Consider the following 14207-nt stretch of genomic DNA (forward strand, 5'->3'; position numbering starts at 1 on the left):
TCATCCGCCTTTTTCCAAAACAGTACGCATGGCTTTTGCTTTCAACAAACATTCTTGGTATTCTTTTTCGGGATTGGATTTTGACGTAATGGCGCTACCCACCGAAAAGGAGACATACATTCTTGAAGCATTGTACAAAATACTACGAATGACCACGTTAAAATCGAAATCACCATCTGGGCCAAAATAACCCACGGCGCCACTATACAGCCCCCTCTTCGTTTCTTCCAACTCCTCAATAATTTTCATGGCTGATATTTTGGGAGCCCCCGTCATACTGCCCATTGGAAAGGTTTCCTGAATCAATTCAACAGGGTTTTTATGGTTTTCTACTTTAGAAACAACCGTTGAGATCAATTGGTGTACTTGTTTGAAAGCGTAGGGTTTACAAAGTTCTTCTACTCGAACCGAACCTTTTAGCGCACTTTTCGATAAATCGTTACGAACCAGATCCGTGATCATGATATTTTCTGTCCGCTCTTTCAAATCATTCGTCAATTGCTCACTGATAATTTTGTCCTCTGTGGCATTCAAACTACGAGGAGCAGTGCCCTTAATAGGTTGGGATATGACTTTCTCCCCTACTTTTTTCAGGTACCGTTCTGGAGAGGCGCATAGCAAATACTGGTCCTTACTCCGCAAAAAAACGGCAAATGGGGGTTCAGAAATATGATTTAATTGTTGGAATGTTCCCCAAGGTTCTATTTCCGCTTGTTCCGCATAAAATTCTTGACAAAAATTGGCCTCGTAAATATCCCCCCTGTGGATATGTTCTAAAAACTGGTAAGCCTTATTTAAATAAGACTCTTTGGAAATTCGAGGATGAATATCGACACGGTTTTTTACTTTTAAAGTGATCGTTGAAATCGTTCTTTGACTAAAAATGGCTTTGTAATCCCTTTCCATTTCGCCGTCATTGCTTTGCAAATACATAAAATGCAATTGCCCCTCTTTGATTATGATTATCTTCTGGGGTTGAAAAAAATGTAATTCGGTAAACCCTAAATCATCATTATTTTCAGAAGTCAAATCCTCTATTTGATTTTTCACATCATAGGTAAAAAAACCAAACAGCCAATCGTTTTGCTGTCCCACAAACTCATGAAGACCTGAAAACGATTCAATTTTCTGATGTGCTCCAACAGCCAAACAAGCCTCAAAGCTGGAATATTGATCTTGGTGCTTATTACTATCGAGCCATACTACATCTTCATGGATTTTAGACCAATCCAACAATGCACTTTTAATTTGGGAAAGTGAGTCAAAAGGAAAAGTACGATGCGTGCGCACAATGTCTAGTTTAGGGCATCCAAAAATGTTTGGAGTGCTTTAGCATGTGTTGCCTCAAGTTCTTCATCCAAAATGGCTTCATCACTAAAATTATCATGAAAGCCGGGCAAGGAAAAGGTAGCAATAATGTCGGCGCCAAATCGAGGCAACATGTTTTCAATGACCCCTAAAGAACCTTTTGCCCCTCTTTTTCCACCAGAAGTGGACATTAACAACACCTTGGTGCCCTCTAAAAAATTACGATCTAATCGAGATAGCCAATCCAATACATTTTTGAAATAGGCCGAAGGGTTTCCATTGTGTTCGTTCACTGACAATATAAGTCCATCAGCTGCTTGGATCTTCTCTTTCAATTCAACCAATGCATCGGAATACCCATTTTGCTTTTCTTCATCTTCACTGAACATAACAAAAGGGTGTTCGGCCATGTTTAACTGTTGAATATCATGATTTTGCACCAAGGAAGTGGTCAATTTTACCAATCGAAAATTAATAGAAGTGGAAGAATTGCTCCCCGCAAATGCCAATATTGCAGCCATATGATTTAATCTTTAATTGTTTCGCTAAAATAGCCTTATTGAAAGAGAGATGGCACTATTTTGCATATTTTTGACCTTTAAAGCATCCAAACTACTTGCAAAACAAGTATATAGGGTAATAAAAATCCAAATGACAGCCAACAATAGGTTATTTTTTATAGATGCCATGCGAGCTTGGGCCATTTTAATGATGCTCCAAGGTCACTTTATTGATGGGCTTTTGGACCCTATTTATAGGGATACCAGTAATAGCGCCTATAACATTTGGTTGTATTTTAGAGGAATTACGGCGCCTGTTTTCTTCACAGTTTCCGGCTTTATTTTTACCTATTTACTGATTAAAAGCCCCCAAATGGGCATGGAAAATCCACGAGTTGCCAAAGGTGTGCGGCGTGGATTGCAATTATTGCTGATCGGGTATTTGCTTCGGTTAAACCTATTTGGATTGTTGAAAGGTCAGATTTACGATTCCTTTTATTTAGTGGATGTGCTGCATTGTATTGGACTATCCATTTTGGCCTTGATCGGCGTGTACTTGTTAACCAGCCATCGAAAAAAGTTTGTTTTTCCAACTGTTTTGGTGGTCATTACTTTAGTGCTTTTTCTATTTGAACGAGTGTATAAAGATTGGACCTATCCATTTTTGCCAGAGTTTTTGACCAATTATTTAACCAAGGCCAATGGTTCTGTATTTACTATTGCGCCATGGTTGGGGTACGCTACTATAGGTGCCTTTATTTCGGTGCTTTTTAATAGGTATAAAAACTTCAAGTATTTGTATCCCGTAGCTATTTCAATAGCTTTGACCGTGGGTTATCTATTGATTTACCATTCCACAAGAACATTTTCCGCACTTTATGATTGGACCGGATTTGAATTTTTGAAATTGATTGTATCCAACAATTACCTATTCATTCGATTGGGGAATGTATTTGTTGTTTTTGCGGTATTTATGGTGTTCCGAAAATTCATGACCAATAAAACCATATTGAATATCGGTGCAAGCACCCTATCCATTTATGTAATCCACTTTGTGATTCTATATGGAAGCTTAACCGGATTGGGATTATATCGCCCTTTTAACCACTCGCTTTCTCCAGAGGTGGTGATTCCAGGAGCTTTAATGTTTATGATAGCCAGTACCTATTTGGCGCTGCAATACAACAAATATGAGGTGCAGATTAAAGGCAAAGTCTCTTATGTATTGACAACCATTAAGAGTCAGTCTATAATTATTGGAAAAATGCTATTGCCCATACTCAAAGAAACTTTTCTTAGAATTAGATTAAGAGTTCAACGTTTGGTCCAAGTAGTTCGTAGCAATTAAAGTTGGATTGTCCCATCCAAAAGCATTTCTTCCAAAATAGGTCTTACTTCTTCAAAAGGTTTGCCCACAGGGATTTTGGAGTTATAGAGGGCTTTTAAAATATTCTTATCCAATTCATAAAAACTGTCTGGTGCTTTAGAACACATCATACTCTTTGAGTTTTCAATTGTCTCACCACAGAGTCTATCTTCTGCATGTCCCAACCCCAAGACATGTCCTAATTCGTGGGTAAACAATCCCAATCGATTATACTTTACCCAAATACGACCTGAAGTAATATAAAATTCTGAATCGGTCAAGTACTTTGCATATCCCTGTTGGGTGGAAGTACTTAAATTAAATATATCAGGCCAAACACCTGATAATTCTTCTCTTGTTCCAAAATACAGATGTACATTGGCCTCAATGGCAGAATTGACCAAAATAATTCCCGATCCATTGGACATTAAATGATTAATTTCTTGAAGTCTTTCTTGAATATCTTGTTGGAATAAATCAGTGAAATTTCCATCCATATAAATTCGAATTCTATCACTCCATCGTTCATTGACAGAACTACCAAAAGAGGTAGGACTAAGATTATATGTGATATAATGATAAGTCTCAATAAAATCCAATTGTTCTTGACTTAAGAGACTCTCAGGTGTGTCTGAGCCATGGTTTTCGCTTTCTTCTTTTGTGGAACAAGAGAATACGAGTATCATTCCAAAAAAAATCATCCACCTTTTCACTGAAATCTATTTTAACTAAAATCAGTGTAAAAATGGATGAAAATTATATGCTATGGCACCCTCAATTGATGGATACCTTATTTCAATTGACGAATTGTCAATTGGTTTTATACATGCAAAGCCCTATCGTCCGTAGCGGCCAAAGCAGCTTCTTTAACCGCTTCTGCAAAGGTTGGGTGCGCATGGCTCATTCGTGAAATATCTTCAGCAGATGCTCTAAATTCCATAGCTGTTACTCCTTCAGCAATCAAATCGGCACAACGAGCACCAATCATGTGAACACCTAGCACCTCGTCGGTACTTTTATCAGCAAGAATCTTTACAAAACCATCAATATCCATGCTCGCACGGGCTCTACCCAAGGCACGCATTGGAAACTGACCTACTTTGTAATCCACTCCTTCTTCTTTCAACTGCTCCTCGGTTTTGCCCACAGCGGCAACTTCTGGCCAAGTGTAAACCACACCTGGAATTAAGTTATAATCAATATGTGGTTTTTGACCTGCCAAGATTTCGGCAACCAAAGTTCCCTCTTCCTCCGCTTTGTGTGCCAACATGGCTCCTTTTACCACATCACCAATGGCATAAATGTTGGATACGTTGGTCTGTAAGTGTTCATTTACCTCTACTCTACCTCTTTCATCCAATTTTACACCTGCAGCTTCAGCATTTAAACCTTCAGTATAAGGCTTACGGCCAACACTTACCAAACAGTAATCTCCAGTAAGGGTTACTTCGTTTCCTTTTTTATCATCTGCCTTTACAATCACTTCATCTCCTTTGCGCTCAACAGATTTTACCTTATGGGACAGGTTTAATTTTACTTTTTGCTTTTTCATCACCTTGGCCAATTCTTTGGAAAGCGCACCATCCATTCCAGGGATAATACGGTCCATGAATTCAACCACAGAAACATCTGCACCCAAACGTTTGTACACCTGGCCCAATTCCAAACCAATGACACCTCCACCGATTACGATAAGGTGCTTTGGAATCTCTTTCAGTTTTAAGGCTTCTGTGGAGGTAATGATTCTTTCTTTATCAATATTGATAAAAGGAAGCGATGATGGTTTTGAACCCGTGGCAATGATGATGTTTTTTGCCTCAATAGTCTCTTCACCGTCCTCTTTGGAAATATTGACATGGGTGGCATCTTTAAAACTACCAACACCATGATACACATCAATCTTATTTTTGCTCATCAAGAACTCGATACCCTTAGTGGTTTGATCTACAACACCTTGTTTACGGGCAATCATTTGCTCTAAGTTTACTTTTACTTCGCCTGGAATTTCAATTCCGTGCTCTTCAAAGTGCTTTACAGCATCTTCGTAATGGTGCGATGAATCCAAAAGTGCTTTGGAGGGGATACAGCCCACATTTAGGCAGGTTCCACCCAAAGTGGCGTACTTTTCAATGATTGCAGTTTTCATTCCCAATTGGGCACATCTAATGGCTGCCACATAACCTCCGGGACCGGAGCCAATAATGGCTACATCATATTGATTCATATTGTATTATTTGAAAGGATATATTCTTTTTGGGTGTCTTCATAAAACAGCCGTAAAAATACAAATGTTTTTCGGGACAGTACCAACCAAATCTGCGAGAAAAGGGTCGATTTATTGGATTGTTCGATTATTGGACAATTAGATTTTTAGATTGGTGTAATCTGGGTTTGATTGGTTCCCTGAGCGGAGTCGAAGGGAAATTGTTGGCTAGTACAGGATAAAAGGTTTAGGAAATGGATAAAGATTGACAGGTTGGTTATATTGATTGATGTTCGATTACCGGATTGTTCGACTAAATAGGTTATGGATTTTGTTCATTAGTTATTGTGAATTGTTTTAACCCTATTTGGCTTGAATGCTACCAGAACTTGTTTTTGAACTTGAGCTTGAGCTTGAACTTGGACCTAAACATGAATGGACGGACTGTTCTTCACCTCATTGATCACGAAAGAGCTTTGGGTATTCCCGATATTATTGATGGCGGTTAACTTGGTAATCATAAACTCGCGGTAGCTCTTCATATCCTTCACATTGACTTTTAAAATATAGTCATAGTCGCCGCCCACATGGAAACATTCGGAAACCTCGTCAAGTTGAAGCACCTCTTTTTCAAACTTCAGAACATTTTCTTTGGTGTGCTGAACCAGTCTAATATGACACAAAACCGTAAAATCCCGACCAACCTTTTCCTTGTTGACCAGTGCCGTATATTGTGTGATTACTCCATTACGCTCCAATCTACGGATGCGTTCGTACACCGCAGTTTTGGACAAATGCAAAGCATCTGCATATTGTTTGGTGGTTTTTTTGCTATCCTCCTGTAGCAAATTCAGCAGTTTTTTATCCAATTCATCCAACTTCATACCGACGATTTATCTATTAAACCATCAAAGTTACGGTTTAAAAGTTTAAAAATCTAAATTAACATTTAAGTATAGATTTAAAGTCTAAATAAATCAATAAACATTGAACTTTCACCTAAATATGAATAGTTTTATAAAAAACAAACATCATGAACTACAAAGCATCAGACCATATACAAGACCTTCAATATTTTGGTGAATTCGGAGGGGTAAATCCCTCAATATCAGATTCATCAACATACACATTTCTTTCAGCGAAGACAATGTTCGACACCTTTGAAGGAAATACCGAGGGTTGTTATTTGTACAGTAGGCACTCCTCTCCTTCCAATCTATATTTAGGTGAGGCCATGGCACAATTGGAGGGCACCGAATCTGCCAATGTATATGCCAGTGGAATGGGAGCCATTAGCTCGGTTATATTCCAACTATGTGATGCCGGCGACCATATTGTGTGCAGCCGCACCATTTATGGCGGCACTTATGCTTTCTTGAAAAATTTTGTGAGCAAGTTCAATATCTCAGTATCCTTTGTGGATATTACCAATTTGAAAGAAGTTCGAGAAGCCATCAACCCAAAAACCCGAATGATTTATTGCGAAGCGGTGAGCAACCCTTTGTTGGAAATTGCCGATATTCCGTCACTCTCCAAAATCGCCCATAAAAATTTGATTTCCATGGTGGTGGACAATACGTTTTCGCCCCTAAACATAAATGCCGCACAATTGGGAGCCGATGTGGTGATTCACAGTTTGACCAAATTCATCAACGGAACCAGCGATTGTGTTGCAGGAGCCGTTTGCGGAACGTCCAACTTTTGTTTGAGCCTAAAAGACGTAAATAATGGTGCTGGAATGCTTTTGGGAAGTACTTTGGATAGTTTACGCGCTGCGTCCATCCTAAAAAATATGCGAACCCTTCACATCAGAATCAAAAAACATAGTGAAAATGCACATTATTTGGCGGAGCAATTTGAAAAAGACGGTTTAAAAGTAGTCTACCCCGGATTGGAAAGTCACCCAGGACACGAATTGATGAAACAAATCATGAATCCTGATTATGGTTTTGGCGGAATGTTGACTTTAGATGTAGGTACTTTGGAAAAAGCGAATGCCTTGATGGAACTCATGCAAAAGGAAAAATTGGGCTATTTGGCCGTAAGTCTCGGATTTTACAAAACCTTATTTAGTGCACCGGGAACTTCCACATCTTCCGAAATCCCAGAAGAAGAGCAAGAAGAACTGGGTCTCTCCCAAGGACTTATCCGTCTTTCCATCGGATTGGACAACGATATTCACAAAACCTATTTAGCCATGCGCAATTGCATGGAACAATTGGAAATTCTGTCGCCTGATTCCACTTTAGCATAATCCTGTGGGTGCATGGCTTGCAGAACAATGTGCAAAATCGTAATATTACCTCTGATCAAACAGAAACCAAATGCCAAACAAAGAGGGAAAGCCAAAGTTTAGAGAAGATGAACATATTGTAGAAAACAAAGATTTAACCATAGCAGAAGCATTAATACCCGTATTCGCTCTTGTGGCGATGTTGGCGTACAATGTGTTTGTTTTTGGCGACGATGCGCTTGGTGGCTCCAATCAGTTTATCCTTTTAATGGGAGGTGCAGTGGCGGCCATTGTTGGTTTTTTCAACAAAGTATCTTACAAACAAATGATTGACGAGGTGGCCGAAAATGTAAAATCGACCACCGGAGCTTTATTGATTCTTTTAATGGTTGGCGCTCTTTCAGGTACTTGGTTGGTGAGTGGCATTATTCCTGCCATGATCTATTACGGACTTCAAATATTGAATCCCACCATTTTCTTGGCAGCTTGTGTTATCATTTGTGCCATAATTTCGGTGGCAACAGGAAGTAGTTGGACCACCGCTGCAACCGTGGGAATTGCCTTGATAGGTATTGGTGAAGCTCTGGACATTTCATTGGGGATGACTGCGGGAGCAGTGCTCTCCGGTGCTTATTTTGGTGATAAAATGTCTCCTCTAAGTGACACAACGAACTTAGCACCGGCCATGGCGGGGGGAGATTTGTTTTCACACATTCGTTACATGGCCTATACCACAGTCCCAACCATCGTGGTAACATTAATCGTTTTCATTATTCTTGGATTTACCATTGATACTTCTGGAGAAGCGGATACAAGTTCCATTTTAACCAATATCAAGACAACTTTTAACATCAATCCTTGGTTGTTCATAGTACCATTGGTGGTAATCGGTTTAATCGTGAAAAAGGCACCGCCCTTATTGGCTTTATTGGTAGGAACACTTTTGGCCGGGGTATTTGCCTTGATTTTTCAACCCGACATTATCGCAACGATAGGTGGTGGAACCGAACTAACATTTGAAACAGCCTATAAAGGAATTTTAAACTCCATTACCGTTGATACCGAAATCGCTACGAGCGACCCAGCTCTGAATGATTTATTCTCCTCCGGAGGAATGTCTGGAATGTTGGGCACTATTTGGTTAATTGTCTGCGCCATGGTGTTTGGTGGTATTATGGATGGAATTGGAGCTTTGGAACGCATCACTGAATCCCTTTTAAAATTAGCCAAGACCACTTTTGGTTTATTTGCCAGTACCGTAGGCAGCTGTTTGGCGTTGAATGTGACAGCATCCGATCAGTATTTGGCCATTGTAGTGCCTGGTAAAATGTTCGCCAAGGCATATAAAGATAGAGGCTTGGCCCCCGAAAATTTAAGTAGATCCTTGGAAGATTCGGGAACAGTCACCTCGGTATTGGTGCCATGGAATACCTGTGGAGCCTACCATAGTGGAGTTTTGGGTGTTGGGGTTGCAGAATATGGTTTTTATGCCATTTTCAATTGGTTGAGTCCATTTATGACATTGTTGTTCGCTGCCCTTCAAATCAAAATCAAACAGTTGTCCACAACCACTGGAGAATAAATTTGCATCCCACTTTTTAAAAGAACAGTATTTCTTTGAGAAGTTGTTAAAATTTGACATGCAATTTTGCTTTAAAATCAATTATAGCAATACATTTTTGCATCATAGTCACAACTTATAAGGTCATAAGAAAATCTAATTTTCTTGGGTTTGAAAGCCGTGAATCCGTACTATTTTTGCTACTCGAATTCATAAAAAAATCCAATAAATGACTTTAGTAGGAAGAAAATTTCCAAACATTGAAGTAAACGCCATCGACGAATTGGGCGATACATTCAAAATCAACATTTTAGAGAAAGCCAAAGCCGAAAACAAGAAAGTATTGTTGTTCTGGTACCCAAAAGATTTCACTTTTGTTTGTCCAACAGAGCTTTTCGCCTTTCAACAAAACTTAGCTGAATTTGAAAAAAGAAACACCCTTGTAATTGGAGCTTCTTGTGATACTGCCGAAGTACATTTTGCTTGGTTGAACACGGAAAAGGACAATGGTGGAATTGAGGGAGTTTCTTATCCGTTAATTTCGGACAGCAATAGAAACTTGGCAACTGCATTGGGTATCTTGGATATCATGAAAGAAGAGTACAACGAAGAAACCAACACCATGTTGGTAGAAGGGGATAATGTTACCTATAGAGCTACCTATTTGATTGATGAAGAAGGAACCGTGTTCCACGAGAGCATCAACCACATGCCATTGGGAAGAAACGTAAAAGAATATTTGCGTTTGGTAGATGCCTTTACCCACGTACAAGAAAAAGGTGAGGTTTGTCCAGCAAACTGGGAAGAAGGTAAAGAAGCGATGAACGCCGATAGAGCTGGTGTTTCCGAATATTTGGCCAACCACGTAAATTAAACCACTATGGTTGTAGAATTGGACAAAGACAACTTAAGCGAAGTCATTGCCAGCAATGACAACGTTGTGGTTCAGTATAGTGCCTCTTGGTGCGGCAATTGCCGAATCATGAAGCCCAAGTTCAAAAAAGAAGCCACTTTGAACGAGAACATTACGTTTGTTATGGTCGATGCCGAAAAGTATCCTGAATCCAGAAAATTGGCCAATGTGGACAACTTGCCCACTTTTGCTGCTTTTTCCAAAGGAGCTTTAAAAAATCAGGTGCAGACCAATAAGTATGATGTTTTAAAAGACTTGATCAATGAAGTTGCCCATAATTAAACAATTGGTCAATTTTGCCGAAGAGCATGATGAGGATTATCTTCAAGAAACGGCAGACACTTTGGAAAGTGTTTGCGAAGTAGCAAGCTTGAAGGATGAAGAATTGGACATGATCGGGGAATTGATTTCCAACATTTATGGAGCTCTAGAAGTATCCAACGAAATCAAAAATGGAACCCCAAAAAAAGAAGCCTTGAATGGTTTCATGTCACGAGTGCTCGGCTCCATCGACAAGTAACATATACTTTAGCAAATAACTTTAAAGAACCTTTCCAAAATAGACTTTGGGAAGGTTTTTTTTTGAGTATTTTTGACACCGAACCGGCTCCAAATGGAGCATCATGACCAATAAAAAACACCACTTACGCATTCTTTATGTCCAAAGAATCATTTCTACAAAATCGGATAAAAAGTGTTGGATACGCCCTTAAGGGCATGTTTCTGCTATTGCGTACCGAATCCAGTATACAAATTCAATTTGTGATTGGTTTGGTGATGACTATTGCTGGATTTTACTTTGAAATTTCTAATACGGAATGGATTTTTCAACTCTTTGCCATAGGTTTGGTGATGGGGGTTGAAGCCTTAAACACAGCTATCGAAAAAGCATGTGATTATATGCAGCCCGATATCGACCCAAAAATCGGATGGATCAAGGATATTTCCGCAGGAGCCGTAATGATAGTTTCAGTCATTGCCAGTATCATTGGTTTGATTATCTACATACCTAAAATCTTTTAGTAAAATCCAAGACCCCGAGTAGCAACGTAAATTTGTAACTTAGCCCCGCTTAACAATAATTGATGGCAAAAAAAAGAACCAAATCAAAATCAAAAAGTACCGCCACTGCTAAAAAGAAGTTGTCTTTTAAACCTTCCAAGCAGAACAAAATCATTTTTGGTAGTCTTTTGATCGTTCTGAGCATTGCGCTTTTCTTTTCCTTCATGTCTTTTTATTTTACATGGCAGGACGACCAAAGTCTGCTATCGGAATTTGCCAACAGAAATGCGGAAGCTAGTAATCTTTTGAACAAGTTTGGTGCTAGTGTCAGTCATTTTTTCATGTACCAAGGATTCGGATTGGCCTCTTTTGTTTTCCCATTACTTTTGGCGGTTACCGGTCTATATCTCTTTTTAGGATTGGAGCTAAAAGGATTGATGGGCAAATGGATTTGGGGACTCATTGGCGTAATTTGGGGCTCTATTGCATTGGGTTTCTTCGCCTCTAGCTACCCGTTATTAGGTGGTTTGATTGGCTTTGAAATGAATGACTTCCTTCAAGATTACACAGGGAAAATTGGAGTGTTCTTGATTTTGCTTTTTGTTTTGATGGTGATTTTGGTTCGACTGTTCAATTTCACCCCAGAAGGATTTGTCAACTTCTTTAAAAGTCAAAAACAAAAAATTAAATCTGATTTTGAAACGCCTTCAACGGTTACAAACGACACAATTGATGATTCGGAAGAAGAAGGTAGTATCGAACTCAGTATGGAGGACAGTGTTCCAGAGAAAATAGACACCTACACCCACAAAAAAGATATTCCTCCCCTACAAAACGAAGCTGGACTTGACGTTAACCTGCCCGAAGAAGAGGAATCCGATATCGACCTAAAGGTTGAAGAATCGACAGTAGAAGAAGAGACCGATGCCAAAGCCGCCAAATTGGTGGAAGATTTTGGAGAATTTGACCCTAAATTGGAATTGGGCAATTACAAATTTCCTTCGTTGGACCTTTTGGATGCTCACGGTGCCAGTGGGGGCATCACCATCAACCAAGAAGAACTCGAAGAAAACAAGAACAGAATTGTCAGTACACTCAAAAACTACAAAATAGGCATTGCCCAAATCAAGGCGACCATTGGGCCGACCGTTACTCTTTATGAAATTGTTCCCGAAGCAGGAATTCGTATTTCCAAAATCAAAAATTTGGAAGACGATATAGCACTTTCGTTGGCCGCACTGGGTATTCGAATTATTGCTCCAATCCCAGGGAAAGGAACCGTAGGTATAGAGGTGCCCAACAAAAACGCTACTGTCGTTTCCATGCGCTCGGTTATTGCCTCCAACAAATTCCAAAAGGCGGAAATGGAACTTCCCGTTGCCTTTGGTAAAACCATTAGCAACGAAACCTTTGTGGTTGATCTTGCCAAAATGCCGCACATGTTAATGGCAGGGGCCACAGGACAAGGTAAGTCTGTAGGATTGAATGCCGTAATCACTTCCCTGCTCTACAAAAAGCACCCTGCAGAGGTTAAGTTTATTTTTGTGGATCCCAAAAAAGTGGAATTGACCCTTTATAATAAAATTGAACGTCATTTCTTGGCCAAATTACCCGATTCAGAGGAAGCCATCATAACGGACAATGCCAAGGTGATCAACACCTTGAATTCGCTTTGTATTGAAATGGACAACCGTTACGAATTGTTGAAGACGGCCATGGTTAGGAACATTAAGGAATACAATACCAAATTCAAGGCTAGAAAATTAAACCCAAACGACGGACATAAATTTCTACCCTACATTGTTTTAGTGATTGATGAGTTTGCCGATTTGATCATGACAGCAGGTAAGGAAGTGGAAACCCCTATTGCAAGATTGGCGCAATTGGCGCGTGCCATTGGTATCCACTTGATCATTGCCACCCAAAGACCATCGGTTAATGTAATCACAGGTATTATAAAAGCTAACTTCCCGGCACGTATTGCGTTTAGGGTTACTTCCAAAATTGACTCCAGAACCATTTTGGACGCACAGGGAGCAGACCAACTTATTGGTCGAGGAGATATGCTTTACACCCAAGGAAACGACGTGACTCGTATTCAATGTGCTTTTGTTGACACCCCCGAAGTGGCTAAAATAACCGACTATATTGGATCACAGCGGGCCTACCCAGAAGCACACCTGCTGCCAGAATATGTTGGCGAGGAATCTGGCACAAGTCTTGATAATGATATCTCGGACAGAGATGCCATGTTTCGTGATGCTGCCGAGGTCATCGTCATCGCGCAACAAGGTTCGGCATCTTTGATACAACGAAAATTAAAATTGGGCTACAACAGAGCCGGTAGAATCATAGATCAATTGGAGGCTGCCGGAATTGTGGGTCCTTTTGAAGGTAGTAAGGCACGACAAGTTTTGGTGCCAGATATGTATGCATTGGAACAACTTTTAGAAAATGAAACAAAATAAAATCATGATCAAAAAATATATTCTTTTTATAGCATTGTTTGCGGCAGGAATTTCTTCCTACGGGCAAAACTCGGATAAAGCCAAAGCCTTGTTGGACGAGGTGTACAACAAGGTAAAAAGCTACGACAACATTTATATCGATTTTAAATCGACCATAGAGAACACAGAAGCCGATTTAAAACAGGAAACCAACGGGAATGTAACTCTTAGCGGTGAAAAATATCTTTTGGATTACTTTGGCGCACAACAATTATTCGATGGGAAAAAGGTTTACACTATTGTACCCGAAAACGAGGAGGTGACCATTGAGGACGTGAATGAGGACGATGACAACGTAAGCCCTTCCAAAATGTTGACCTTTTATAAAACAGGGCATAACTACGCTTGGGATATTTTGCAAAATGTGGGAGGCAGAAAAATCCAATACGTAAAATTGACCCCTATTGATTCCAACACAGAAATCAAGACTGTTTTGTTGGGTATCGATGCACAGACCAAGCATATTTATAAGCTGATTCAAACCGGTAATAATGGCACCAAAACCACGATAACCGTTAATACTTTCAAAACCAATCAGCCACTTTCGAGTACTCTTTTTACCTTTAACGAGAAAAAATACGAAGACAAAGGGTATTACATTACAAGAAACTAAG

General features: G+C 39.7%; 14 protein-coding genes. 9 read left to right on the top strand and 5 right to left on the bottom strand.

Features of this window, described 5'->3' with window-relative positions; translation table 11 throughout:
* Together ABT310_RS14470 and ABT310_RS14475 are read right to left on the bottom strand one after the other, a co-directional pair.
* Positions 1 to 1290 (bottom strand): anthranilate synthase component I family protein, encoded by a 1290-nt coding sequence (locus ABT310_RS14470; protein WP_375324603.1) that lies wholly within the window; start codon positions 1288 to 1290, stop codon positions 1 to 3.
* A 5-nt stretch (positions 1291 to 1295) separates the two neighbouring features.
* Complete coding sequence (locus tag ABT310_RS14475; RefSeq protein WP_375324604.1) at positions 1296 to 1829, bottom strand: NADPH-dependent FMN reductase; 534 nt, start codon at positions 1827 to 1829, stop codon at positions 1296 to 1298.
* Positions 1830 to 1959: 130 nt separating this feature from the next.
* Between ABT310_RS14475 and ABT310_RS14480 the strand changes: the two genes are divergently transcribed.
* A complete protein-coding gene (locus ABT310_RS14480) occupies positions 1960 to 3156 on the top strand; it encodes a heparan-alpha-glucosaminide N-acetyltransferase domain-containing protein (RefSeq protein ID WP_375324605.1) in 1197 nt (398 codons plus the stop codon).
* Here the strand turns inward: ABT310_RS14480 and ABT310_RS14485 are convergent.
* The 3 genes from ABT310_RS14485 to ABT310_RS14495 form a co-directional block, all read right to left on the bottom strand.
* Positions 3153 to 3860: a DUF2927 domain-containing protein gene (locus ABT310_RS14485; protein ID WP_375324606.1), complete on the bottom strand. Its 708-nt coding sequence runs from the start codon at positions 3858 to 3860 to the stop codon at positions 3153 to 3155. The genes ABT310_RS14480 and ABT310_RS14485 overlap by 4 nt on opposite strands.
* A gap of 134 nt (positions 3861 to 3994) precedes the next feature.
* Positions 3995 to 5398, bottom strand: a complete 1404-nt coding sequence (gene lpdA / locus ABT310_RS14490; protein ID WP_375324607.1) for a dihydrolipoyl dehydrogenase — start codon at positions 5396 to 5398, stop codon at positions 3995 to 3997.
* A gap of 404 nt (positions 5399 to 5802) precedes the next feature.
* A complete protein-coding gene (locus ABT310_RS14495) occupies positions 5803 to 6261 on the bottom strand; it encodes an Lrp/AsnC family transcriptional regulator (protein WP_375324608.1) in 459 nt (152 codons plus the stop codon).
* A 149-nt stretch (positions 6262 to 6410) separates the two neighbouring features.
* On the opposite strand from ABT310_RS14495, the gene ABT310_RS14500 reads away from it, so the two are divergent.
* The 8 genes from ABT310_RS14500 to ABT310_RS14535 all read left to right on the top strand — a co-directional run bounded on the left by ABT310_RS14500 (position 6411) and on the right by ABT310_RS14535 (position 14206).
* Entirely contained in the window at positions 6411 to 7631 is a 1221-nt protein-coding gene (locus ABT310_RS14500; protein ID WP_375324609.1) for an aminotransferase class I/II-fold pyridoxal phosphate-dependent enzyme, read from the top strand.
* A 70-nt stretch (positions 7632 to 7701) separates the two neighbouring features.
* Positions 7702 to 9192 carry a Na+/H+ antiporter NhaC gene (gene nhaC / locus ABT310_RS14505; protein ID WP_375324610.1) on the top strand — a complete coding sequence of 497 codons (1491 nt, stop codon included), beginning with the start codon at positions 7702 to 7704 and terminating at the stop codon, positions 9190 to 9192.
* 208 nt (positions 9193 to 9400) lie between these two features.
* Entirely contained in the window at positions 9401 to 10045 is a 645-nt protein-coding gene (locus tag ABT310_RS14510; RefSeq protein WP_375324611.1) for a peroxiredoxin, read from the top strand.
* 6 nt (positions 10046 to 10051) lie between these two features.
* Positions 10052 to 10366 carry a thioredoxin family protein gene (locus tag ABT310_RS14515; RefSeq protein WP_375324612.1) on the top strand — a complete coding sequence of 105 codons (315 nt, stop codon included), beginning with the start codon at positions 10052 to 10054 and terminating at the stop codon, positions 10364 to 10366.
* Entirely contained in the window at positions 10347 to 10604 is a 258-nt protein-coding gene (locus ABT310_RS14520; RefSeq protein ID WP_375324613.1) for a hypothetical protein, read from the top strand. Before ABT310_RS14515 ends, ABT310_RS14520 begins: the two co-directional genes overlap by 20 nt.
* Before the next feature lie 137 nt (positions 10605 to 10741).
* Entirely contained in the window at positions 10742 to 11107 is a 366-nt protein-coding gene (locus ABT310_RS14525; RefSeq protein ID WP_375324614.1) for a diacylglycerol kinase, read from the top strand.
* A gap of 62 nt (positions 11108 to 11169) precedes the next feature.
* The gene (locus ABT310_RS14530) at positions 11170 to 13554 is read left to right on the top strand and encodes a DNA translocase FtsK (protein ID WP_375324615.1); all 2385 of its coding nucleotides are present in this window, start codon (positions 11170 to 11172) and stop codon (positions 13552 to 13554) included.
* 4 nt (positions 13555 to 13558) lie between these two features.
* The gene (locus ABT310_RS14535) at positions 13559 to 14206 is read left to right on the top strand and encodes an outer membrane lipoprotein carrier protein LolA (RefSeq protein ID WP_375326194.1); all 648 of its coding nucleotides are present in this window, start codon (positions 13559 to 13561) and stop codon (positions 14204 to 14206) included.
* Position 14207: the final 1 nt, after the last annotated feature.

It is taken from the genome of Flagellimonas cixiensis, from assembly GCF_042134615.1.
Classification (GTDB): domain Bacteria; phylum Bacteroidota; class Bacteroidia; order Flavobacteriales; family Flavobacteriaceae; genus Flagellimonas; species Flagellimonas cixiensis.